The sequence below is a fragment of the Halomonas qaidamensis genome, assembly GCF_025917315.1.
Taxonomy (GTDB): Bacteria; Pseudomonadota; Gammaproteobacteria; order Pseudomonadales; family Halomonadaceae; genus Vreelandella; species Vreelandella qaidamensis.
In genome coordinates this window covers 2775505-2799735 of sequence record NZ_CP080627.1, presented here as the reverse complement: position 1 = coordinate 2799735, position 24231 = coordinate 2775505, and the positions used below count along the sequence as shown (strand labels likewise).

General features: G+C 52.3%; 15 protein-coding genes. 7 read left to right on the top strand and 8 right to left on the bottom strand.

Annotated elements, in window-relative coordinates:
- The first annotated feature begins 311 nt into the window (after window positions 1-311).
- Window positions 312-1661 carry a serine hydrolase domain-containing protein gene (locus K1Y77_RS12650; protein WP_264428853.1) on the top strand — a complete coding sequence of 450 codons (1350 nt, stop codon included), beginning with the start codon at window positions 312-314 and terminating at the stop codon, window positions 1659-1661.
- Here K1Y77_RS12650 and K1Y77_RS12645 read toward each other — a convergent pair.
- The 3 genes from K1Y77_RS12645 to K1Y77_RS12635 are packed head-to-tail and all read right to left on the bottom strand — an operon-like array spanning window position 1658 to window position 3233.
- Window positions 1658-1990, bottom strand: a complete 333-nt coding sequence (locus K1Y77_RS12645) for an AzlD domain-containing protein (RefSeq protein ID WP_264428852.1) — start codon at window positions 1988-1990, stop codon at window positions 1658-1660. The two genes, K1Y77_RS12650 and K1Y77_RS12645, sit on opposite strands and share 4 nt — an antisense overlap.
- Window positions 1987-2706 carry an AzlC family ABC transporter permease gene (locus K1Y77_RS12640; protein WP_264428850.1) on the bottom strand — a complete coding sequence of 240 codons (720 nt, stop codon included), beginning with the start codon at window positions 2704-2706 and terminating at the stop codon, window positions 1987-1989. The genes K1Y77_RS12645 and K1Y77_RS12640 overlap by 4 nt, the downstream gene beginning before the upstream one ends.
- The gene (locus K1Y77_RS12635; protein WP_264428848.1) at window positions 2703-3233 is read right to left on the bottom strand and encodes an XRE family transcriptional regulator; all 531 of its coding nucleotides are present in this window, start codon (window positions 3231-3233) and stop codon (window positions 2703-2705) included. The genes K1Y77_RS12640 and K1Y77_RS12635 overlap by 4 nt, the downstream gene beginning before the upstream one ends.
- A 278-nt stretch (window positions 3234-3511) precedes the next feature.
- Here K1Y77_RS12635 and K1Y77_RS12630 point away from each other — a divergent pair, with 278 nt between their 5' ends.
- A complete protein-coding gene (locus K1Y77_RS12630; protein WP_264428846.1) occupies window positions 3512-3841 on the top strand; it encodes a hypothetical protein in 330 nt (109 codons plus the stop codon).
- 93 nt (window positions 3842-3934) lie between these two features.
- On the opposite strand, the gene K1Y77_RS12625 is transcribed toward K1Y77_RS12630, so the two are convergent.
- The 3 genes from K1Y77_RS12625 to K1Y77_RS12615 form a co-directional block, all read right to left on the bottom strand.
- Window positions 3935-4261, bottom strand: a complete 327-nt coding sequence (locus K1Y77_RS12625; protein WP_264428845.1) for a hypothetical protein — start codon at window positions 4259-4261, stop codon at window positions 3935-3937.
- Between the two features lie 298 nt (window positions 4262-4559).
- Window positions 4560-13469: a GH36-type glycosyl hydrolase domain-containing protein gene (locus K1Y77_RS12620; protein ID WP_264428842.1), complete on the bottom strand. Its 8910-nt coding sequence runs from the start codon at window positions 13467-13469 to the stop codon at window positions 4560-4562.
- A 137-nt stretch (window positions 13470-13606) separates the two neighbouring features.
- A complete protein-coding gene (locus K1Y77_RS12615) occupies window positions 13607-14215 on the bottom strand; it encodes a CDP-alcohol phosphatidyltransferase family protein (RefSeq protein ID WP_030073636.1) in 609 nt (202 codons plus the stop codon).
- 267 nt (window positions 14216-14482) lie between these two features.
- Here K1Y77_RS12615 and K1Y77_RS12610 point away from each other — a divergent pair, with 267 nt between their 5' ends.
- The 5 genes from K1Y77_RS12610 to K1Y77_RS12590 all read left to right on the top strand — a co-directional run bounded on the left by K1Y77_RS12610 (window position 14483) and on the right by K1Y77_RS12590 (window position 21817).
- Window positions 14483-16123, top strand: a complete 1641-nt coding sequence (locus K1Y77_RS12610; protein ID WP_406567286.1) for a DASS family sodium-coupled anion symporter — start codon at window positions 14483-14485, stop codon at window positions 16121-16123.
- Between the two features lie 118 nt (window positions 16124-16241).
- Complete coding sequence (locus K1Y77_RS12605; protein ID WP_264428837.1) at window positions 16242-17387, top strand: exonuclease SbcCD subunit D; 1146 nt, start codon at window positions 16242-16244, stop codon at window positions 17385-17387.
- A complete protein-coding gene (locus K1Y77_RS12600) occupies window positions 17384-20449 on the top strand; it encodes an AAA family ATPase (protein ID WP_264428836.1) in 3066 nt (1021 codons plus the stop codon). Before K1Y77_RS12605 ends, K1Y77_RS12600 begins: the two co-directional genes overlap by 4 nt.
- A 106-nt stretch (window positions 20450-20555) precedes the next feature.
- Window positions 20556-21329: a tellurite resistance TerB family protein gene (locus tag K1Y77_RS12595; RefSeq protein ID WP_264428834.1), complete on the top strand. Its 774-nt coding sequence runs from the start codon at window positions 20556-20558 to the stop codon at window positions 21327-21329.
- The gene (locus K1Y77_RS12590) at window positions 21329-21817 is read left to right on the top strand and encodes a phosphatidylglycerophosphatase A family protein (RefSeq protein ID WP_030073627.1); all 489 of its coding nucleotides are present in this window, start codon (window positions 21329-21331) and stop codon (window positions 21815-21817) included. Before K1Y77_RS12595 ends, K1Y77_RS12590 begins: the two co-directional genes overlap by 1 nt.
- Window positions 21818-21941: 124 nt before the next feature.
- On the opposite strand, the gene K1Y77_RS12585 is transcribed toward K1Y77_RS12590, so the two are convergent.
- Both K1Y77_RS12585 and msrA read right to left on the bottom strand, forming a co-directional pair.
- Window positions 21942-23324: an NAD-dependent succinate-semialdehyde dehydrogenase gene (locus K1Y77_RS12585; RefSeq protein ID WP_264428831.1), complete on the bottom strand. Its 1383-nt coding sequence runs from the start codon at window positions 23322-23324 to the stop codon at window positions 21942-21944.
- Between the two features lie 198 nt (window positions 23325-23522).
- The gene (gene msrA / locus K1Y77_RS12580; RefSeq protein WP_198023736.1) at window positions 23523-24107 is read right to left on the bottom strand and encodes a peptide-methionine (S)-S-oxide reductase MsrA; all 585 of its coding nucleotides are present in this window, start codon (window positions 24105-24107) and stop codon (window positions 23523-23525) included.
- Window positions 24108-24231: the final 124 nt, after the last annotated feature.

The following is a 24231-nucleotide window of genomic DNA, read 5'->3' as shown; positions in this document are numbered from 1 at the left end:
ATGGGTGCGACATAAATACAGTCAGCTATCACTATTTCTTCGATAGTGTTCGCCAACGCACAGTAGGCGACTAATTTAACGCCTACTATCAGTATCAGTGGGGCAAAGGAGTTGCTTAAACAGGACGTTGCACTGCGCGCTGCAAGGAAAGCAGCGCCAATTTATTGTTTATCTAGCACCACAATCCCAGCTAACGGCTGGGGTTGTGGTGTTCGCATGTCCGCCATGCTGTTAAGCAAACGGCGTTTCTATCTATACTGGGTGCATCGCCTGTTTAATTGGGTGTTAAACAGCTAACCAAGGAGTCGGTGATGCCACCTCTACGCTGCCACGTTACCTCTGTATTCACGCTTATGCTTTCCGCTGTGTTCCTTAGTGGGGCAGCCTCTGTTAGCGCCCAGCAGGCCAGCACCGTGTTGTTAAGTGCTGAAGATTCTGACCCTAACCGCTTGGGATGGATGCAGGGCTTTCCGCCCGCCCCAGAGCGGGTGATTGGCCAGCCGGACTCTAACTACTTTAGCTTCCCCAAAATGCGCTGGACGGTGTGTCACTTCCGTGAGCTATTGCCTACTAAGCAGGTTAGTCGTGGTTTGGGCGCTCCGGTGCCGTTTAGCTATGCATTAGACGATGCAATCAATGATGTTACTTTTACGCCGATAGACGGCAGCGAACCTATGACATGGCAGGCATCGCTAAACGAAAACTACACCGATGGTCTGCTGATTCTTCATCAGGGGCAGGTGGTGTATGAGACCTATTCCGGCTGTTTGGATGAAGCGGGCAAGCATGGCGCAATGTCGGTTACTAAATCCATGACTGGGCTGCTAGGTGAAATTCTAGTGGCCGAAGGCGCACTGGATGAGCAGGCGCTGGTAGGCGATATTTTGCCAGAACTGGCCGACAGTGCTTTTGGTAGCGCCACCGTAAAACAGCTACTTGAGATGACCACGGGCCTTGCTTACAGCGAAGATTACAGCGACCCCAATGCTGAAATCTGGGCTTACAATGCAGCAGCAAGCCCACTACCTAAGCCAGACGATTACACCGGGCCGCGCACTTATTACGAATATTTAGCGACGGTAGAGCCGGAAGGTGAGCATGGGCAGGTATTTGGCTATAAAACAATCAACACCGATGCGCTGGGGTGGGTAATTGCGCGTACCGCGGGGGAGTCGGTGACATCGCTGCTTTCATCACGCATCTGGCAACGTATGGGGGCTGAACAGGATGGCTACTTTACCGTGGACTCTATCGGTACGCCGTTTGCGGGTGGCGGCTTAAGTGCAGGCCTGAGGGACATGGCCAGGATAGGACAGCTAGTGCTTAATGAAGGTGTGATGAATGGCGAGCGGCTATTTCCTGCAGCGGCCGTTGAGCGTATTCGTCAAGGGGGGGACAGACAGGCATTTGCCGCCGCGGGTTACCGCTATTTGCCGGGTGGCAGCTACCGAGGTATGTGGTGGTCGCTGCATAACGAACATGGTGCCTTTGCTGCGAGAGGCGTGCATGGGCAAACGATTTACATTGATCCCACCGCTGAGATGGTCATTGTGCGCTTTGCCTCGCACCCAGTGGCGGGCAATGCGGCGAACGACCCCACTTCACTGCCCGCGTATCAAGCCGTCGCGGAGTATTTGATGGAGCAATCAGCGACGCCTTAAAGCGTCGCAACGATCTCCACCAAGCCGAACACCGCAACACCTGCCGCCACGGGCCAGCCTAACGAGCGTAGCCGCCACCATACCAGTAACGTCACGGAAAGCCCGATGGCGGTGGCTAGCCATGAAATGGCGGTTGGGTTGACCGGCACAATGGAAACTCCCAGCACGGCGGCAATCATTAATGGCCCAAGAATGCCTAGCCACTGTGGCATGGTATTAATGCCTGTATCGCTTCCCAGACGGCGCTGCATCCATAAGAACGGCACCACGCGCATCAGTAGGGTACCAATAGCGCAAACCGCCACGGCTAGCCATAGTTCGAAGCTCATACTGGTCGCCTTTGGGTTTGCAGCTTGACGGTATAGAAGCATAGCGCGCCGCAAGCGGCAGCCAGCGGAATAGCCACGTTGCTCCACCCCGCGATGGTTAAGCCTAGCGCAGCCAGAATGGCGCACCCCATGGCGGCTGCCCAGCGTTGATTGGTGAAGCGGGGTGCCACCATGGTTAAGAATAGAGCAGGCAGTGCGAAAGGCATGATCTCCCCGAGTAGTGGCCAGCGGGCGGTAAAGGCCTCGCCCGCCGTGGCCCCCACCGTTGTACCCACAATCCATGCGCCCCATGCAAGCAGTGATGCGCCGACAAACCAGCTAAAGCGCTTTACGTCAGGCAGCTGTGGAAGCCGAGTCAAGGCCAAGGCAAACACTTGGTCGGTGAGGCCATGCATTAGCCATGGCCAGTGGCGGCTGCGCGGCAACAGCTCAGCAAGGTTGGGGCCATACACCACATGGCGCACGTTAATTAGTAGTGTCATTGCCACTACCAGCCATAGCGGCGCGCCGGTGGCGATCATGCCTACAAATAGAAACTGCGAAGCACCTGCATAAATCAGGGCGGATATAGCGGTGGCTTCCAAGGTGCTGAAGCCTGCTTGGCTAGCTACTAACCCAAACGACAGTGCCACTGGAATATAGCCGCCCAACAGCGGGATGGCTTCGCGCACGCCTTGCAGCGCGCTACGCCAAGGAGAATGGTTGACATGAGTCATGGTGCGACCCCTTGTTCACCGTAAGTAACGGTGAGTAGCAGGGTGGCCTCTTGGTCTTGGGTGCGGTAGCAGTGTGGCTGGTCGGCGGGAAACGTTTTGCTCTCTCCAGGCGTTAGCACGGTGGTGGCTCCCTCTGGACCTGCTTCTAGCCAGCCACTGATGAGCGTCAGCGTTTCTAGCGTGCCGAGTGTATGGGCTTCAGCGTGACGTAGGGTATGAGGGGCGCAGCGCATCCAATAAGCATCGACTTGTGGCGAGCCTTTGCCCTGATCAATCAGCTGCACCTGCACGCCATCTTCGCCAAGGGGAACGCTAATAGGCGCCACTAGCGTGCCAAACGGTGCATTAAGCTGAACGGCTAATCGCCAGAGAGTGTCCAGGGTGGGGTTGCCATTACCTTGCTCAAGACGACACAGGTTCGATTTGGCAATGCCAGCGGCGTTAGCTAAATAGGAGAGTGACCAGCCTTGCGCTTGACGCAAAGACTGCAAATGCTTGCCTAACGTGATTAATGAGTGCTTGTCCATACTGCTATCCCACTGTTCCTTTTATAGAACGTTCTATATAAAGAACAGTGGGATGTCAATTGTAGGGTGTTTCCACCATTGGGCAGAACGTTTCCACCATTGGTCAGGAAAGGCATCGTTACGCAGAACTCGACCATTGTAGTGATAAAAAATGTTAAGTGACGGCTCACTTAAATGAGTGTTTATCGATATACTGCGCCGGTGGCTAGGTTTTGCACTTAGCGACGACGTTGTGACCTGCTGTTTCTCTCAAAAGAAAAAAAATAAGGAACATATCAATGCGCATAAAAGTGTTATTGGCTGCACTGCTGATGCTGTGTAGCTCTTCGCTTGTCATGGCTGCTGACTATTACGTAGATATTACTAATCGTACGGGTTATACCCTTTACTATATGTACGTAAGCCCTGCAGACTCGAAAAACTGGGAAGAAGATGTACTCGGCAATGACGTTCTGATGGATGGTGACACACAACGGGTGACAATTACGGGTTATAACAGTCCTATCTTCGATATTCGTTTAGTCGATGAAGATGAGGACAGTTACACCTTTTGGAATGTAGACGTATCAACCCAGGATCTTGTGGTGACGTTGGATCATCTCGACTAAAAAAATCGAACGGCTTGCCGCCTTAGCAGCGTTCTCACTGGTAATGCTGAGGGATTAGGGCAAGCCGTTTTGTTTAGTACACGCCGCTATTGGTTATGCAATAGCAGGTAGTTGAGAAACTACATCGGCAGAGGAATGACGGCTTGTCACGCTAGAAGATAATGACTCGGTATTATCAGCACTAAATGTCACTAGATCGGTATAGGCCTGCTCGGTCAGACGAGTTACCTCTGGTGATGCTCCCCACTTCAGCAACATTTCATCGATATGACGTTCAGCTGTTTCAAACTGGCCGCAATGGCTAAGCAGTTTGGCGATGGTGTAATCGCATTCTGGGGTATCAAACATTTCTTCCCTGATCTCTTGAATGGCCAGTTGGAGGCCTTTTCGGGAAATATCGCTTAGCTGGTTAGGTTGCATGCCACGACTCCTTGTGAATGCTAATGGTTTCAAATGCTAACGTTTACAGATGCTAACGTTTACAAATGCTGTGCTGTATTAAACTCGACGCTCTTTTGTACGCCTCTTGTACCTTCACGAGGCTAATACACTGTTTCGAGAGATTCAATCGCAAACTAGAAATATTTCAAAAAATTAATTTGAACTAAAAACCCGCTTGCTTGCTAGGGGCGCGTAGAGTAATTGCTCCCCTAACGTATAAAGAAATAAATTCATAAAAGTTATACAAGAAATTAAATAATCAGTCATCGCATCGTCATTATGCAGGGGCGCATCGCCGGATAACTATCTCTAGTTGATGATGCTGACTATCTAGCGGCACCCTAATAGGCATGCCAACCCCTGTTTCTACTAAGTAAACGCCATCCAGTGTTGCAGTGAGGGCTTGGCTTGAGCTTGATAGGGTCTGGCTTGATAGCGTTTGGCTTAATAGATTCTGGCCTAACATCGCTGGAGAAGCTTGCGCGTTGATCACCTTAATATGATAGTGCGATTGGTCAAGGGTAATGTCAGCACTAAAATGCGGCCAGCTAGCTGGCAGGCATGGAAAAATTACCAGCCAGCTAGCTTCTCGGCGAATGCCTAAAATACCCTCTATACCGGCTTGATACATCCAACCGGCGGCGCCGGTGTACCATGTCCAGCCTCCTCGGCCCACATGGGGAGCCACAGAATACACATCAGCAGCCACCACATAAGGCTCAACGCGATAGCGGGTAGCCGCTTCCGTGGTGGTGGCATGGTTGATGGGGTTAAGCAGTGTAAATAGCTGATGTGCCTTGTCACCTTCACCCAGTTGGGTAAAGGCCAAAATTGCCCACATTGATGCATGGCTATACTGCCCACCATTTTCGCGCATACCTGGCGGGTAGCCGCTTATATAGCCGGGGTCCTGCTTAGGGTGATCAAAGGGAGGCCAAAAAAGCAGCGCTAACTGCGGGTCATGCAGAATGAGTTCGCGCTCCAGCGAGTGCATTGCGAGCGTCGACCGTTCAGGGTCGCTGGCGCCGGAAAGCACCGCCCATGATTGGGCGATGGAATCAATCTGGCATGCATCGCTTTGTTTGCTGCCTAGCCAAATGCCGTTGTCGTAAGTCGCTCGACGATACCACTGGCCATCCCAAGCGCTGTTTTCAATTGCTATGCGTAGCGCCTGAGCGTGTTGATGCCAACGAACGGCGCGTTGAGGTTCATCCGCGTGGCAGGCTTGGGCCTCGCGCTGTTCAGCAATTGGCGCAAAGTGATGAAGCGTTTTAAGCAGCAACCAGCCTAGCCATACACTTTCTCCCTTGCCCTCAGCACCCACCCGGTTCATGCCGTCATTCCAATCCCCGCCGCCTATCAGCGGCAAACCATGTTCACCCAGTTGCGAAAGGGTAATATCCAGACCGCGTGCGCAGTGTTCAAACAGTGGGGCGGCTTCCAGTGAGGTGGTTGGCTGGAAAAAGTGTTCGTGCTCATGCGATGACAACTGCGCGCCGTCTAAAAAGCTCACCGGCTCGTCAAGCACTGCTATGTCCTGGGTTGTTGCGAGATAACGCGCGCAGGCGTAGGCCAACCAAACCCGGTCGTCAGAGATACGCGTGCGCACGCCTTGTCCGGAATGGGGCAGCCACCAGTGTTGTACATCGCCTTCAGGGAATTGACGTGAAGCCGCCCGCAGTAAATGCTGGCGCGTTGTAGCAGCATTGCTAAACGTCAATGCCATGCAATCTTGCAACTGATCGCGGAAGCCATAGGCGCCGCTGGCTTGGTAAAACGCTGAGCGAGCCGTTAAACGACAGGCGATGGTCTGATACAGCAACCAGCCGTTTAACATGATGTCCATTGCCCGATCAGGTGTTTTGACCCGTATGGCATTGAGCTGCGTATTCCAATGGTCGTGAATGTTGGCAAGCTCAGCATCAATGTCAGCATCACGAAAACGGGCAATCAGCTCGGCAACTTCGTCATTGGAGCCACCCTGACCAAGCAGTACGATAATGTCGACGGTTTCTCCTGGGACGAGCGTCACGGGACGCTGAAGCGCAGCGCAGGGGTCTAGCCCGGCGCCTAACGTGCCAGAAAGCGGCGTTTTACACCGTAACCCAGCCGGTTCAGCTAAGTGTTTGCCGTAGCCGATAAACTCACTGCGATTGCCTGTCCATTGCGTAGGTTGCTCGCCAATATCGAGGAAAGCCACCCGGCCTGGGAAGGCGGCATTCCATGGGTTGGTAACTAACAACGCACCGCTTTCTGTTGCTTGCGATGTGATAAGAAAGGGGGCTGATGTGCTTCGCGACGTGCCCAAAACCCACTCTGCATAAGCAGTCACAGAGAGCTTGCGCGTCCTGTTTGAATGATTTGTTATTCTCAACCGCGAGATGCGCAACGGAGCATCTCGCGGCACGAAGTGCAGCAGCGATAAGCTAAGCCCATCAGTATGATGTTCAAATTGACTATAGCCATAACCATGGCGCGCAATGTAACGGCCTGAATCACGAATCGGGCTTGCCGTTGCCGTATAAAGCGCCAGTGATTCTTCATCCCGGACATAAATAACATCACCGTTTGGGTCAATAACGGGGTCATTACTCCATGGTGTCAGTTGGTTTTCTCGGCTGCTGTCTGCCCACAGATAGCCAGCGCCCTCTGCTGATACTTGAAACCCGAACTGGTGATGTGCAATGACATTAATCCAGGGCGCTGGTGTCGAGCTGCCCGCTTCTAGAATGATGACATACTCTCGTCCTTGCTTTGCAAACCCGCCCCAACCATTAAAAAGCTCAAGTGTAGGCCGCTTAAACTGGTGAGGATTGTGGGCCTTATCCATCAATTGTCTGGGGAGAGCACGTTTAGTAATGACAAGCGGAGGCTTCTCGGTGCTCTGTCGGGACAACATAATAGACAGCTGATCGGCAATTGATCCTCGGTGTGCTATCAGCGCCACGCGAGCAACCGATTGAAGCTGAGAGCATGACTGGGCGCTTGCTAGATCGGCTCTTAAGGCATAGACCGTTCCCTGGGCATCGCCACTGTGAAGTCGGGGTCTTGCCTGACTGCTGAGAATCGTGGCTTCAATGGCTTGCTGTAGATCTTGAATGTAAGAGGTTGCACGCTCATTGATGATGACGACATCGACTTCGAGACGTTTCATGCGCCAATACTCATGGGCACGAAGTAATTGATGCAATTGTGGCAAGTCATCAGTGGATTGAATCCGGAGCAATACGATGGGTAAATCGCCGGAGATCCCGTGTTGCCATAGCAGCGATTGTTGAGCTGCGCCGCTTTGAATCGCTTTCTGAGGTGCTCTAAAGCGTGCGTCTGGATAGAGCAGTGGGGCAGCTAACCGCTGAAAGTCAGCGGCCTCCTCTGGCTGAGTGCCCAAATGACGTAGTTGTACTTGTGCCTGAGTCCAAGCGAGCATTTTTGCTCGCTCAAAGGCGCTAACGTCATGATGTTTGTCAATTAAATCCATCAGCGCTTCACGTGAGTCGGCAACGACCGTCCAGTAAGCAATATGGGCGGCTTTGCCTGGCTTGATTCTCAGGCAGTAGCGTGATGCAAAAATGGGGTCAATGACACTCCCCACCGTACCTGATAAATGTTGGCCTTCAGCAAGTGCCGTTGCTGCGGAAATACGGTGGCCCCGGCCAATAAATTGCTCGCGGTCGGTCTCGTATTGGAAATCTCCAACGGTATCGCCTTCCACGACGGCGAACTGAGCTACCCACACTTGTGCTTCGCTGGGGTCCCGCCGTCGCCGAGTAGCCACAAGGGCATTAAATGCGGGGAGGTATTCAGTGACCACGAACATTTTGGCGAAGCTAGGGTGAGCATTGTCGGTACTCGGCGTGGTGAGTACTAATTCTGCATAAGTTGTAACATCAATATCGCAGGTTTGGCGTCCACTGTTGGCTAGTGTTAGCAAGCGTACTTCGCTGTTATCTTCCCCAGACACCAGGATGTCCAAGTGGCTTGAAATAGACTCGTGACGATGCACATAGCGGGCATAATCTTCAGCAAACAACACGTGGTTGTCGTCGTCATTAGCGCCGGTATGTGATTCCAGGGATTGTCCTGTTGCACTCCAAACGCTTGGGCGTCGCGTATCGCGGAGAAAAATAAAGCTTCCCCAGTGATCTCGAGTGGTATCTGGTTGCCAGCGAGTGATGGCAAGATTGTGCCATCGGCTGTAGCCGCCACCTGTTGCGGTCAACATGACAGAGTAGTTGCCGTTTGAGAGCAGGTGGGTCGCCGGAGGTCCGTTGGCGCAGGTTGAAAGTTTGCGCACGGTTTGTGCTTCGTTGATGGTTTGGCTAGCGGTTGATTTCACCTCTTCAGCACGGGGGTAAGCAATAGCCACATCCCTTGGAATCTGCTCTTGAAGTAATAGCTCGCTCGCCTGAATCATTGGTTCGCGGTGGAAGCGTTGTCGCATCTGCCCATGGTGAAGCGTATTAGCGATGGCAACGATGGTCATGCCTTGGTGGTGTGCCATGTAGCTGCGCACAATTACCAGCTTAACGTCTTTGGGGAGCCGTGAGCGGGTCAGGTCTAGCGCTTCGTAGTAGCCATAGCGTCCTAGCGCGCCCATTTCTGCAAGGCGGCGATAATTTTTGAAGGCCCCTTCTGGGTCGATCATTGCCGCCAACCCCGTTGCGTATGGCGCGACCACTAAATCGGCCGATAGACCACGCTTTAGCCCTAATCCAGGCACCCCAAAATTGGAATATTGATAAGTATGCTCTATGTCCCGTGCGTTATACCCTGACTCAGAAATACCCCAAGGAGCTGAAAACTGTGCGGCGTATGTTTCCTGGCGTTTAACTACTAGGCGGTTAGTTTGCTCCAATAGGCTGCCAGCGGGTGCGCGCATTATTAGCGAGGGCATCAGATATTCAAACATGGAGCCTGACCAGGAAATCATCGCCGCACCCTCTTTTAACGGGGTTGCGGCGCGCCCTAGTCGGAACCAGTGGCGAGTGGCTACATCGCCTTTGGCAATGGCGAACAGGCTGGCCAGCCGTGCCTCTGAAGCCAGCAGGTCATAGCAACTTGTGTCCAGGCTAACGTCGTCCAGCGAGAAGCCGATCGACAGTAACTGCCGCTCAGGGTTGAGAAGAAACGCAAAATCCATACTAAGGGCAAGCCGTCGGGCTTTACTGGCCAGTTGCTGTAGCCGCTCGCCATGCGCGCTGATGGAAATTGATGTTTTTCTGTGGTCAGCGTTATGCTGAGCCGCCGTTTTATGTAGGGCTGTCACCCAAAAAACCACATCTTCGCCATCATCCTTGCCCCTGTCTTTATTAACTATATCTTTATTAACTATATCTTTATTAACCCTATCTTTATTACCCCTATTTTTATTGTCATCTTCACTATTGCGGTCGTGATGGCCATTAAACAGGTCGCTGGCTATTTTAAGTGCTTGTTTTGTATGTTTTGTGAGGGCTTTCAAATCTAATGGAGACGTTTTATTTTCGCTTAATAGAGTGGCGACTTTCTCAAGCTGTTCAGTGAGCGGTTTAGTGGGCAGGGATTTTTCTATTGATTGAGAAGCGCGCTTAAGTTCTTCAAATTTAAGTTCTTCAAATTTAAGTGCTTCAAATGCCAGCGCTAATGTATCGGCTAGTGCTTGGCGAGGATCAGGTTGAAATGTTGTGTCTTGCCAGGTTTCCAAAGCATTGGCGAGGGTAATGAGGTGCCCAGCAAGGTTGCCGCTATCGACAGTAGATACATAGCGAGGGTTTAGCGGACGCAGGTCATCGATTGCATACCAGTTAAAGAAGTGACCACGATAGCGGGGCAGGGTATGCATGACGGCAAGCGTCGTTTCTATACGGCTTAGCGCGTTGAGATTACCGATCCAGCCGAAATCACGTGCCGCCAGTATCGACAGCAGGTAGAGGCCCATATTGGTCGGTGACGTTCGCTGGGCGACAACCGGCTGTGGCTCTTCCTGAAAATTATCCGGCGGCAGCAAATTGGTGGATGTAGTTACAAAAGTTTCAAAGTAGCGCCAGGTTCTGCGGGCAATTAGCCGAAGTTCACGGGCAGTTTCTTCTGCTATAAGAGGTTGGTACGCAATACTAGTCGTACTGCTTAGCCAAGTCGCTAGCGCAGGCGCTGCTGTCCATAGTAGTGCGATCGGCAAGACCATTAGCCAAACACTACTGTTAAACCATAACGCACTAAAGGCAACGGCTATGCCAAGTAACGTACCGGGCGCCATGTGCCGATAAAAACCCCAAACGGTCAGGTGTGGGCATTTCATCGTTTGGGCAGACGATGTCCACTCTAATAAATGACGGCGAGTTATAAAAACCCGTGTCAGCGTGCTAACAATGGCATCTAGCATCCGCCATGCTTGGTCAGGGAGAAATATCAGCTGCAGCAAAATTTGCTTCAATCCCAGCGTTAGTTCGTCCCGCCATTGTTGGAAGTGGTAACGGAGATTGACGCCTGCGCGCAGTGGAGCGAACGACGTTATTAACGACAGTAAGACCGGTATGCTAATGACCATAATAATCATTAAACTGCTGACAACGGCCATCATGACAGGCAGTTGCCAGCTCACCGCAAAGCAGGCTAACAGTAAGGGGGGGAGCAGCGATCGGCGTAGATTGCCGAGTATTTTCAAGCGCCCTGAAGGCGGTAACGAGGCTGTTAGTAGCCAAGGGAGTAGCTGCCAATCCCCTCGCACCCAGCGGTGTTGGCGTTTGGCCACCACATCATAACGGTCTGGAAAGTCTTCTATGACTTCAATATCTGATGCCAATCCCGCACGGGCAAAAATGCCCTCAAACATATCGTGGCTCAGCAGGCTGTTTTCAGCGATACGGCCCGCTAGTGAAGCTTCAAAGGCATCAATATTGTAAATACCTTTACCAGCAAACGAGCCATCACCCACTAAGTCTTGATAAAGATCTGAAATGGCGGCGGCATAAGGGTCAATGCCTCCTGGTGAAGAGCACAGCTGTTGATAGGTAGAGCCTCTTTCGCCTGTAGGCATCGATTGAGTGACGCGTGGTTGCAAAATTGCATAGCCTTCCACTACCCGCCTTTGCTGCGTATCAAATCGAGGATGATTTAACGGGTGGGCTATTTTGCCAACCAGCTTGCTCGCGGCTCCTCTTGGCAGGCGTGTGTCGGCGTCCAGCGTCAGAATATAGTGCACATTTCTTGGCAGGGAAGGTGGGGTTCTGAAGGTCGTGTCCGTCGCGCCACGTAACAGTTTATTGAGCTCATGAAGCTTGCCCCGTTTGCGCTCCCATCCCATCCAGCATTGTTCACCTGCGTTGTAGACGCGGTTGCGGTGTAGTAAGAAGAAGCGCTTTTCATGGCTGGAAGCACAGTAGCGTTTGTTTAATTCCTCAATGCGTTTTTCACAAATGCTCAACAGTGCCTCATCGGTGGCTAGTTCTGCCTGCTGTGCATCAACGCCATCGGTCAAAAGTGCATAGCTAATGGCACCGCCACCGCTACTTAGATGATGCACCTCAAGCCGATCAAGTTGCTCTTGTAAGTCGGCTTCATTGGTCAGTAGCGTTGGCATCGCCACCAGCGTGCGAAGAGAGGGGGGAACACCTTTGGAAAGATCTAGGCTAGGCAGTGGCTGTGCACCGATATTATAAATAACGAAACGATTGACGATAGACGTAGCGAACTCAATTGTGGGCAGGATGCCCAGGGCTGCTAATAACAATAACCAACGTGACGACACCTCGCCTGAATGCATTGATAACAGCAACCACCCGGCTAAGGCCATCAAAGCGACGGTAGTCGCTGTCAGCATTATGACGTAGCCATTGATGCCATTTTTCAACAGTAGCTGACGAAATCGCCGTTTCAATGGTGGGCGAAAGTTAAGGCGTTTTTCTAACCTATTCCTACCTGCCGCCACCAAAAAATAACCGGGGTCTTCAACTCTTGCTGTCTCGTGGACATCATCGGTAAGTGGCAGTGCTTCTCTTGATAGCGTTAGCGTATGCTCAACGATTTCTAACTCGGTATAGGCTGAGCCACGGGCGAGCTCTTCCACTGCAACGCGGTACTGATTGCGTGTTGAAAAATCGTACTGCGCAAAGCGACTGTGTTCGCGTAATTTTGCGTCTACCAAGCTGACACTTTCGAAAAGCTCAGCCCAATCGGTGCTGGAGATAAAACGCATACTAGTGATGATGTTGCGCACAGTAACGTTCGACGCCCCTTGGCACTGCTGGGTACTTTGCACGACATCATCGATAGATTCGCCCTGGCGATTAAGCTGCTCAAAAAGCCAGCAGGCGAGTGCATTGGTATGGGGGTTAACACCGCGTAAACGTTTGGCTAATTGAGCTATAAAAGGCGCCGACAGTGGTGTTTTCTGAGACGTAAAGGAGGAGAATGTATAACTAGCTGAGTCATTACTCGTTGAACAGTCATCTGTCGAAACGCTATTAACTGATTCGTTGTTAATTGACTCGTTGTTAATCGACTCGCTGTAAGGTGAATAACGATTGGAAGAGTCGTTGCTTATTGGTGAGTCATTTTCAGTAGCAAACCACTTAGCCGCTAGTGCGTCCGCTGCATCGCGCGCCGTTTGTTCAGTAATAATCTGGTCGGCAAGACGGCGTAGATTCTCGACTAATACAATACGAAGCGTTATCGCAACTGCCCATAATTCTCCAATCGTTAGTGGCTGAGTGCGTTGGTAAGATTTAATAAATGCACGTAAGTTAGAGAGTTCTATATTGCTATCGGTATGTGCAATAAAAGCCCATGCAATACCAAATACGCGTGGATAACCCGCAAAGGGGCCTTCTGCAAGCTTTGGTAACTGTCGGTAATAACCCGGTGGAAGGTCACCGCGAATTTCACGAATTTGTGCTTCGATGAGATGATAATTATCAAGTAACCAAGCGGCGGCGGGAACGACCTCTCGACCTTCTGCCAGCGTGACAGCGCAAGCGCGGTAAGCAGCAAGTAATACGCGGGCATTATCGTTTAGGCGGCGCGTTAACGACGCCACTTTGGGTGGGCTTGCTGTCACGACTTGCGCCAGTGCTAGACTACCCGCGTGCTGTTCGAGCCGTTCTGCACTAAACAATTCTTCACGTACTGGCGAGGATGAACGCCACAATGCCATAGAGGCATTGTGTTGGTGCACACGACGAAATAAGGGCGTCTGAAAAAAAAGAGTCACGGGTTACATCCTGATGAATGTGTACAGCACAGCTCATAAAACAATGCTTTTCTATCAGGACGATGTGCTTAATGTTCGCTGTTGTCGGTTCGATAACGCACATTGCATGCGTAACCGTTATAGGGTGATCTTAAGTGCTAGCGTAAGGTCCAATAGCCTCCCCATAGCCGCGTAATCGTTGTGATCAGACAAGCGGCTGCAAATAGACCCGCTAGCCATGGAAAATACTGAGGAAACAAGCAGAAAAGTACTAACGCAACAACGGTTTCTGTGCCTTCGGTCAACCCTTCTAAATAGTAAAACGCTTTTTGTGGAAAATTTGGCCGTTCGACATTGCGTGCTTTCGCCGCAATCGCAAAGGCTAAAAACGATGTTCCTGTACCGATAAAGGCGAATAGCAGTAACGCTGCTGCCAGCGCATTTTGCGCAGGGTTAGCCAGCGCGAATCCCAGCACTACTGCAGCATAAAAGACAAAGTCTAACCCGATATCAATAAACCCGCCCGCATCACTTTGTTGGCCGCTTAGCCGGGCAAGTGCGCCATCTAGTCCATCACCTAGGCGGTTAACTAAAATCGCTATCAGTGCCAAAACATAATATTCAAAGGCTAATAGCGGTAGCGCGCTCATTCCCACTAAAAAGGCCGTTAAGGTAACTTGGTCAGGGGTAATCTGCCTGTTGTTGAGATGCCGAGCCATAGTGGCAAGCGGTCGATGGGTAAGCGGCATAGTAAAACGGTCGAGCACGTTAGTACCTCCTTGGAAAGCGTCTCAAACCTACCGTGATGGGGCTGGAATGTCATGTAAGAATGAGCTAATAATTGCGACTAAAGTGGTTAGACTTTGGTTGTATTTTTTGCCAATTTACTGGACTAATCCTTGGCTGCAGTGAATAAAGTGCACCGAAAAAGCCAGCTAGGCTATTTTAAATACGCCATCGGGTTTTACTGTGTAAAAAGCCCTTTTGACCACCTGACTGCGAGCGGTACTTAGAGAATGCGCAGAACTGCCACGATGACACTCTGGGAGATGCTCTGGCACTCCCATGAACAAGTTAAAAATTTACTGATGTGCGCGTTGCCAGCGCCTGGCGCGGGGCGCTCAGCTTCCAACACTTCAGGCGAGCAGCAAGGAACCGGCGATAAGCCGCCAACGCCACCTGCTTATACAAAACCTCAAAAGGTTGGCCTGGTGCTGGGGCCAATGTTGTTTGCGTTTGTACTGCTGTTTTTCCACCCGGCAGACCTAAGCGTAGAAGGCCGTATGGTGCTTGCGACCACCTTGTGGGTGGCGGTTTGGTGGATTACTGAAGCTATTCCTATTCCGGTAACGTCGCTATTGCCGATTGTACTGCTACCAATTACCGGGGCCCTTGAAAGTAGTGCGGTAACGGCGGCTTACGGTAATCCTATTATTTTCCTTTTCCTTGGTGGTTTTATGATCGCCTTGGCGATGGAGAAGTGGGATCTGCATAAGCGCATTGCACTCACGATTATTTCGCTGCTAGGCACCAGTATTAACAGCATTGTGTTCGGCTTTATGGCGGCGACTGGCTTTTTGTCGATGTGGGTTTCCAATACGGCATCAGTCATGATGATGCTGCCTATCGGTACAGCAATTGTGTATCAGGTGACCCAAGAGCTAAACAAAAGTGAGGGTGATCATAGCGAAGAAATTGATAAATTCAGCAAGGCACTTATTTTCGGTGTTGGTTATGGTGGCACTATCGGGGGGGTGGGTACCTTGATAGGGACGCCTCCCAACATCATTTTGGCAGCCATTGTGAGTGAGTTGTTTGGTGTTGAAATCACCTTTGCCAGCTGGATGATGTTTGCTTTCCCCGTGGTGTTGGTGCTGCTGTTGATTGGCTGGCTGATGCTGACACGCATCATTTACCCGATTAAATTTAGCAATCTTCCCGGCGGCAAAGCACTTATTGCCAAGGAAAAAGAAGCGCTGGGGAAGATCACTTTCGAAGAGAAAGCCGTGTTGGCAGTTTTCCTGATGGCGGCGTTTTTCTGGATTACTCGCTCATTTTTATGGCAAGGCCAGCTGCTGACTATCCCAGGCATTAACGACACGATGATTGCCATTGTGGCGGCAATTGCGCTGTTCTTAATTCCCTCACCTAATAAAGGTGGCTGCCTGCTAGGGTGGGACATCGCCAAAGACGTGCCGTGGGGCATCCTATTGCTGTTTGGCGGTGGCTTAGCGATTGCTGCTGGTTTTAGCTCTTCTGGGTTGGCTGTATGGATCGGTGGCCAAATGAGCGTGCTGGAGGGCGTTAACTTCTTGCTGGTTATCTTGCTAGCCGCTGGAATGGTGCTGTTCTTGACCGAAATTACCTCCAATACAGCAACGGCCACGATGATTCTGCCGGTGCTAGCGTCGCTGGCGCTGGCATTGGATATTCATCCATTCGTGCTGATGGTGCCGGCAGCAATGGCAGCCAACTGCGCCTTCATGCTGCCGGTGGGCACGCCCCCCAACGCGATTATTTTTGCGACTGGAAAAATCAAAATTATTGAAATGGTACGCAACGGCTTCTGGTTAAATATTTTCGCGCTACTGCTAATCGTCGCGTCGGTTTATTTCTTATTGCCCCTGATGTGGGGAATTGATTTAACCACCTATCCGGACGCATTCCGCAACTAACTGCCAGCGACTACTGCTGCTCCAGCCCCGCCATGTGCGGGGCTTTTTGTGCTGGGTGACGGACAGTTTGGAATGCAGATTGCTATGATGGGGAATATTTTTTTGCATTGAGCCTGCCATGCGACTACTTCATACCGCCGATTGGCACCTGGGGCGGCTGTTTCACAACCTCTCGCTGTTGGAAGACCAGCGCCATGTCTTGAACCAGCTGCTGGAGATTGTCGACCGCGATGCGGTGGACGCGGTGCTGATTGCCGGTGATATTTATGACCGTTCGGTGCCGCCAGCCGCCGCTGTCACGCTATTAGATGAGATGCTTGGCGAGTTGTGTGAAAAGCGCCGTTTGCCGGTGATTATGATCTCTGGCAATCACGACGGTGCTGAGCGCCTTGGCTTCGGCGCGCGCCACCTGCGCCAAGCAGGGTTGCATATTTTGTCTGATCTATCCGCCTGCGACCGCCCTGTGTCGCTGTCGATTAATGGGGCGGAGGTGGATGTGTTCGGTATTCCCTACGCTGATCCAGAGTATGTGCGCAGTCAATTTTCGGTGGATGTTCGTGATTTTGACAGCGCTCACCGTTACTTAGTCGAGCGTATCAACACCCAGCGCCAAGCGAGTCGACCTACGGTGCTGATGAGCCACTGCTTTGTGGATGGCGGCAGTGCCAGCGATTCAGAGCGCCCGCTAACCTTGGGAGGCGCGGAAAGTGTTGCCTGGGAACCTATGCAGTCGTTTGACTATGTTGCTTTAGGCCACCTTCATGGGCCGCAGTATCGCGGCGGTGAGCATATTCGCTACAGCGGCTCGCTACTTAAATACAGCTTTTCAGAGGCTAACCAGCGCAAAGGCGTCACGCTGGTGGATATTGGTTCCGAGGGCGTGAGCCAGATCGAACACCGCCCGTTGACCCCGCGCCGAGAGGTACGCGTGCTGGAAGGCGAGCTGGCTGAGCTGCTAGCACAAGGCAGAACCGATACAGCCGATGACTATCTACTCGTTCGCTTGACCGACCGCCACGCGATACTTGACCCCATGGGCAAGCTGCGCGAGGTCTATCCCAACGTGCTGCATTTAGAGAAGCCCGGCATGTTGGAAGCGCGGGGGCGTCAGCAGTTAGATCGCGAACGGCTGCAGTTTAGCGCGCTGGATATGTTTAGCGATTTCTTTACCCAAACCAGCGGGGGCAACATGAGTGATGAGCAGGCCAGCGCCATGCGTGAACTAATCACCACCCTAAGCCGTGAGCAGGAGAGCCAGCCATGACGCCGTTAACGCTCACCATGCAGGCGTTTGGCCCCTTTGCAGGCAGTGAAACGATCGATTTTACTGCGTTGGGCAACAGCCCGCTGTTTCTGATTAATGGCCCTACGGGCGCAGGCAAAAGCTCGATACTAGATGCCATCTGTTTTGCGCTTTACGGTCAAACCACCGGTAATGACCGCGATGCCGGGCAAATGCGCTGCGACCAGGCCGCCGATACTTTGTTGACCGAGGTCAGCTTGGATTTTCGCCTGCGTGATAGTGCTTACCGGGTGCGCCGAGTTCCCCAGCAGGAGCGCCCCAAGGCCACTGGCGAAGGGGCTACCACACAAAGTGCTGAAGCCCAGCTGTGGCGGCTGACCCCAGAAGGTGAAGAGGATGAGTGCTTGGTGGCGCGTAAGGTTACCGATGCCAACAGCCAGCTGCACGCCTTAATAGGTCTGGATGCGAATCAATTTCGCCAAGTCATGGTGCTCCCCCAAGGGAAGTTTCGTGAACTACTGCTAGCAGAATCGAAAGACCGCGAGAAAATTTTTTCTCAGTTGTTTCAAACCCAGATTTTTCAGCGTATTGAAGAGCGCCTGCGTACCCAAGCGAATCAAATTGAGCGAGCGGTGAATGATCACCGCCAGCATATCAGTGGCATTTTGGCCGGTGGTGAGCTGGAAAGCGAAGCGGCATTAGCGCAAGAGTTAGCGGCGCTAACCCCGCAAGTAGAGCAAGCGCGTCAGCGTTTTGACACCGCTCAGCAGCAGCGCCGCTGCGCTGAACAGATGCTAGGCGAAGGCCAAGCACTTCAGCGCCAATTTGAAATCCGTGACAGCCTCGCCGCGGAGAAAGCGCGCCACCTTGAACAGCAAGCGCAAATAACCGCCTTTCAGAGCCGCTTGACCCAAAGTGACCACGCCCAAGCGCTGCGGCCTTACAGCACTGCGTTAGTCCAAGCGCAGCAGGCATTCACTGCCACTCAAGAACAGCAGCGACAGGCCGATGCCGCGCTTGCTGCCCAGCGTATCAGTACTGAACAAGCCCAGCATGCATTTGAGACGGCGCGCCAGCGTCAAACCGAACTTCCCGCGCTGCGTGAGCGCCATCGTCAGTTGGGCGAGTTTATCCACAAAGGCCAACAACTGAGTGAGCTGGAAGCGCGCTGGAAAACAGCCCAGGTCGCTTGGCAACACGCTGATGAGGCACTAAAGCGTGACGAAGCACAGTTAGACGGTATTCGCCAACAAGGCGAAGCGCTAGGCGCTGCTCTTGAGGAGTTACAGAACGAGTTTCAGCAGTTAGCCAGCGCCCCTGTAGAGCTGAGTCGCCATGAGAGCTTATTAACTCAGAGACAGGAGTTGGATGAGCTGATTCGGCAGGGGCGTGAACTCGACGCTCAACAACAGCAGGCAACACAGGCGCTTAAAGGTCGGCAAAGGGAAGCGGAGCAGGCCAAACGCCACACCACTGAGCAAGAGATGCGCTGGCACCAAGGGCAAGCCGCACTGTTAGCGCTCACCCTTGAAGATGAGGCACCTTGCCCGGTGTGCGGCAGCCTTGAGCACCCGGCCCCGGCGGTTAAACATGCTGATATTGTTACCCAAGATCAGGTGGAAACAGCGCGCTCAGCTGAGGAACGGGCCCGCCACGCATTACAAACCGCCGAGCGTCAGGTACACCAGTTAGCACAGCAGCTTAGCTACAACGCTGAGCAGACGCAGCGCCTTAGCCACCAGCTAGGCGCTTGGGCCAGCCAACCACAAGTTGAGCTGCAACAGGCCTGTGAACAATTACGCAGCCAGGTCGGGCGTCAAAAACATGTGCAGGGTGAGATTAACCGGCAAAACGCTGCTCGTGACGAGCGTCGCCGGGATTGGAGCGCGTTAGACAAACAGCTCAAAGCCCAGCGACCTCAGGTTGAAAAGGCCAAAGAGGAGGCGTTACGGCTAGATAGCCAGTGCGATCAGTTACGTCAATCACTGCCAGAAGATGTGCGTAACCCCTTAGTCATGCGCCAAACGCTTATTGAGCTGGACAACCAGATTAGTGAATTTGAAAAAAACTGGGAAAGCGCACAGCAAGCGCTTGCAGAGACCCAAACCCAGCAAGCGCGGGCAGAAGAGCAGCTGCGCAGCGCAAACCAACAGCTGGCGCGTAACCAGCAAGCGCTTGAACAGGCTCAGGCTGAGTGGCAAACGGCGTTACAGGCCAGTTCATTTGAAAGCGAAGCTGCTTTTCAGGCGGCTCAGCTAGAAGATAACCAACGCCAAGATCTGGCTCGCCAAGTAGAGGAGTATCAGCGCCGTTTGGCTGAGCTTGACGGCGCGCTACATAATTACCACGCCCAGCTGGCTGAAAAAACGCTGCCGGATATTGCTGCACTCACTGCTCAAACAAAAGCTGCTCAAGCAGAGGAGAATACTCAGCTAGAGGCATGGCGGTCGCTGGATGGGCGGTTAAAGACCTTGCAGGGTATTGGTCAAAAACTCACTGCTGCCCACACGGCCCAGGCCGAGCTTGAAGCCCAATACCGAGTATGGGGTACGTTAAGCGAAGTGGCTAACGGGCGCACCGGTAACCGCATTAGCTTGCAGCGTTTTGTGCTAGGAGTGCTGCTAGACGACGTACTGATCCAGGCGTCTGAACGGCTGGTGCGTATGAGCCGCGGGCGCTACCAGTTGGTGCGCCGTGAAGACCCATCTAAGGGCAATAAAGCGTCAGGATTAGAACTGGACGTGGCCGACACTTACACTGGAAAGAGCCGTTCAGTAGCGACGCTTTCCGGCGGCGAGTCGTTTATGGCGGCGTTGGCGTTGGCGCTGGGGCTTTCTGATGTGGTGCAGGCCTACGCCGGCGGTATTCAGTTGGATACGCTATTTATTGATGAAGGCTTTGGCAGCCTGGATCAGGATGCATTAGACCAAGCGATCGCCATGCTCAGTGAGTTACAAATGGGCGGGCGAATGATTGGGATCATCTCGCATGTCAGCGAACTCAAAGAGCAAATGTCTGTCCGTGTTGAAGTGCGTGCCAGCCGACTTGGTAGCTCGGTGGAAGTAAAGGGCGCGCTTCTTTAAATGCCTGGGGTGGCGTTAATTCATGCTGCGTTCATACAGCATGTTTTATAACGGAAGTTAATCGTCTAGCGAGCCCTAGAGATACTATCCACTTAGGAGTGCAAGGATGAACGCAAGCAAGATTTTACAACAGTTGATGAAGCAGGCCAGCGGTAGCAGAAGTAGTGGAAACAGTAGTGGAAACAGCGGAAACGGTATCGATGTTAAAGGCGTTATTGATGGGCTATCGCGCCAGCTAGGCGGTGGCAGCAGTAGCGCAAACCAAGGCTCGCGGCAAGGGGGCGGCTCTAGCGGTTTTGATATGAAGAGCCTATTAGGGGGTGGCGCAATGGGGCTGCTCGTTGGCTCTAAGCGTGGCCGTAGCATGGGCGGCAAAGCGCTCAAATACGGCGCGATTGCTGGGGTGGGTATGCTGGCCTGGAAAGCGTGGCAAAGCTCCCAGGAAGGAAAAAATGGTGCTGACGCGTCCAGCGCTGCTCAACATGCATCTGAGGGCGAGCGAGTAGAGGCGCTTAGCGGTGAGTATCAAGAGCGGCGTAGTCTCGAACTGTTGCAAGCAATGATTATGGCGGCGAGAGCCGACGGCCACATTGATGAACAAGAACAGGCGCTCATCACAGAGCAGATCGACGCGCTAGGTGCCGATCAGGAGATGCACCGCTGGGTCGAGCAGCAGCTCAACGCCCCACTGGATGCCCAGGCACTTGCCCGGGAAGCTGACTCCCCTCAAGCTGCCCGCGAGATGTACTTGATTAGTGTCGCGGTGACGGATGAGCAAAATCCCATGGAGCGCGCTTGGTTGGATCAATTGGCAAGTGCGCTAAATCTCTCGCCTGATATGGCCGCCGAGCTTGAACGCCAGGCGCAGCAGGCAGGTTAATGCTGGATACCATTAATTTTTGGCTAGCCACCGGCTTTGGGCTGGGGCTAGCGCCGATTGCGCCGGGTACGGTTGGTTCGCTGCTGGGCATTCCGTTAGCATGGTGGTTGTTAAGCCGACCGTTGGTGCAGCAGGGCGCTATCATGGCTGTTCTGCTGGTACTTGCTGTGCCGGTTTGCCACGTTGCTGCGTGGCATTATGCAGGACTAGATCATGGCAGCATTGTTGCTGATGAGTACTTGGCGTTCCCGCTAGTAGTGATTGGGCTACAGGCAGCACGACATCCGTTGGTGATGGCGCTGGCATTCGTTGTTTATCGTTTCTTTGATTCGCTGAAGCCGCCACCAATTCATTTGGCAGAGTATGTGCAGGGTGGCTTTGGCATTGTGTTAGACGATGTTATTGCCGCATTAGTGACGTGGGTAGTGATGGCACTAATACTGAAATTATGGCAGCGCCGAACCTCTGAACAACACTTAAGCTCGTAAAAATACCAGTAACAAAAAAAGCGCCGCTAGCTTGTTGAAAAGCTAGCGGCGCGCTCTTTTTACGGCTAATGATTCTGAGCGTTTACCGGCTTAGTCGCTAATGGTCATCGCTCTTTTACGATCATCACTCTTTAACGACAATGACCGACTTCACATTAACAAACTCCAGCATGCCGAAACCACCATGCTCACGCCCATAACCAGAATCTTTGACGCCGCCAAACGGCATTTCTGGGGTAGCAACGCCAAAGCCGTTGATAAATACCATGCCGGTATCAAAGTACTTGCTGGCAAGCTCGGTAGCGCGCTTCACATCTTTAGAGATGATGCCGCCGCCGAGGCCATAACGGCTGTCGTTGGCAATACGCATGGCGTCTTCATCGTCTTTAGCGCGAATCAGCGCTGCGACTGGCCCAAATAGCTCGTCATCGTAGGCGGGCTGGCCGGGTGTCACGTTATCCAGTACGGTTACCGGGTAAAATGCTCCTTTGCCGGATGGCTTTTCACCACCGCATAAGATTTTTGCACCTTTGCGAACACTCTCTTCCACTTGCTCATGAAGAGTATCGCGCAGATCGACACGGGCCATAGGACCAAGATCGCTATCTTCGTTAGTGGGGTCACCCGCTTTCAACGACTGCATACGTGCGACGTAACGTTCTTTAAATGTTTCGTAATTCTTTTCTGTGACTACAAAACGCTTGGCTGCAACGCAAGTCTGCCCGCCATTGTATACGCGTCCTTGAACGCAGGTCTTGATCGCCACGTCCATATCGGCGTCATCCAGCACTAGATAAGCGTCGTTTGAGCCCAGTTCCAATACCGTTTTTTTCAAGTGCTCGGCAGCTTTTGCCGCCACTTTACGACCAGCACCGTCACTACCCGTTAAAGTAACGCCACGAACTGCTTTGTGTGCAATCACCTCATCAGATACATCATGAGAAATAACAATCGTGCGGAAAACATTTTCCGGCAGGCCTGCCTCACGGTAAATTTTTTCGAGCAGTAGGCCGCTGCCAGTGACATTTTCAGCATGTTTCAGCAACACGCTATTACCCGCCATAATGTTGGCGATGGAGTAACGTACTACCTGATAAGCGGGGAAGTTCCACGGTTGTATGCCATAGATAACACCCATGGGAGAGTAAGTAACAATGCCACGCTCGCCGTTGCTGGGGTTGCGCTCTTCGTCAGCTAATGTAGTAGGGCCATGCGCTGCAGTGTAATCACAGATGCCCACGCAAAGGTCAACTTCCTGACGGGCTTGGCTAGGCAGCTTGCCCATCTCTTTTACCATTAGCTCGGCAAGCTCATCTTTATGGGCGTTAAGCGCCTCGCCAATGGCTTTAACCACTTTGGCACGATGGTCAAGAGGTTTAAGCCGCCAGTCAAGAAACGCTTCATGGCTTGCCTCGACAATCTGCTTGGCTTGGCTGGCATCCATCAGCGCATAAGTTTCAAGCGTTTCGCCGGTGGTTGGATTGACGGTTGTGATGCTGTTGCTCATAAGATCTCCTATCTTTTGATCAACGGGGCGTTAAGGCATAAACCAGTTTTTAGTCGACTGGTCTATTAATGCTGACTCTCCACTTTAGTAGAAAAATAACGCTTTGCCTAATTCAATGGTTAGCGACTTAACTAAAGCGTAATCATAGGGCAGTCCCGGACAAAAAACGTTCCGTTAGATGTGCATGCTGATAGTGTGCTACTGAAATGTTGGGCCGCCTGCTTCTTCACCCCATACTTCTTCCAGACGATCATCACGACCACAGCTCAGGCGATAAAACCGGTAGCGTAGTGGATTTTTTTCATAATAATCCTGGTGGTACTCTTCAGCTTCCCAAAACTCGCTGGCAGGAGCTATCTCAGTCGCGATAGTTTGGTCAAAGCGTGCTTCCATGTCAGCTTTAGAGGCTTCTGCTAGCTCTCGTTGTTCATCATTATGGTAAAAAATGGCTGAACGGTACTGGTCGCCGCTGTCACAAAACTGACGGTCTACGGCGAAGGGGTCGATATTTCGCCAGAAAATCTCCAGCAGCTGTTCATAGCTGATTTGGCTATCGTCATAGGCAATTTGCACCACCTCGACGTGACCAGTTCCACCGCGAGAAATCTGTTCATACGTAGGGTTTTCAAGCTCGCCACCCATATAGCCAGAGATGGTGGCGCTGACGCCGGGCTGCTTATCATAGGGCGGTTCCATGCACCAAAAGCAGCCGCCAGCAAAGGTGGCCGACGCATTAGATTGAGCGTGTAACGAGGTGCTTGTTAAACCTACCGCTACCACCATGCAAAAAGCAGGCACGTGCAAAAGCGGGCGAAACGGTTTGGAAAATGGCATTAGACGAGACATTTAGGGCGCTCCAGTTTAAGGCTTTCTAGTTAGGACTTTCTAGGAACATGGCTAATTAGCT

Coding starts and splice junctions, on each gene's coding strand:
- K1Y77_RS12650 (WP_264428853.1), top strand. CDS start 312: ATGCCACCTCTACGCTGCCACGTTACCTCTGTATTCACGCTTATGCTT.
- K1Y77_RS12645 (WP_264428852.1), bottom strand. CDS start 1,990: ATGAGCTTCGAACTATGGCTAGCCGTGGCGGTTTGCGCTATTGGTACC.
- K1Y77_RS12640 (WP_264428850.1), bottom strand. CDS start 2,706: ATGACTCATGTCAACCATTCTCCTTGGCGTAGCGCGCTGCAAGGCGTG.
- K1Y77_RS12635 (WP_264428848.1), bottom strand. CDS start 3,233: ATGGACAAGCACTCATTAATCACGTTAGGCAAGCATTTGCAGTCTTTG.
- K1Y77_RS12630 (WP_264428846.1), top strand. CDS start 3,512: ATGCGCATAAAAGTGTTATTGGCTGCACTGCTGATGCTGTGTAGCTCT.
- K1Y77_RS12625 (WP_264428845.1), bottom strand. CDS start 4,261: ATGCAACCTAACCAGCTAAGCGATATTTCCCGAAAAGGCCTCCAACTG.
- K1Y77_RS12610 (WP_406567286.1), top strand. CDS start 14,483: ATGACACTCTGGGAGATGCTCTGGCACTCCCATGAACAAGTTAAAAAT.
- K1Y77_RS12605 (WP_264428837.1), top strand. CDS start 16,242: ATGCGACTACTTCATACCGCCGATTGGCACCTGGGGCGGCTGTTTCAC.
- K1Y77_RS12600 (WP_264428836.1), top strand. CDS start 17,384: ATGACGCCGTTAACGCTCACCATGCAGGCGTTTGGCCCCTTTGCAGGC.
- K1Y77_RS12595 (WP_264428834.1), top strand. CDS start 20,556: ATGAACGCAAGCAAGATTTTACAACAGTTGATGAAGCAGGCCAGCGGT.
- K1Y77_RS12590 (WP_030073627.1), top strand. CDS start 21,329: ATGCTGGATACCATTAATTTTTGGCTAGCCACCGGCTTTGGGCTGGGG.
- K1Y77_RS12585 (WP_264428831.1), bottom strand. CDS start 23,324: ATGAGCAACAGCATCACAACCGTCAATCCAACCACCGGCGAAACGCTT.
- msrA (WP_198023736.1), bottom strand. CDS start 24,107: ATGGTGGTAGCGGTAGGTTTAACAAGCACCTCGTTACACGCTCAATCT.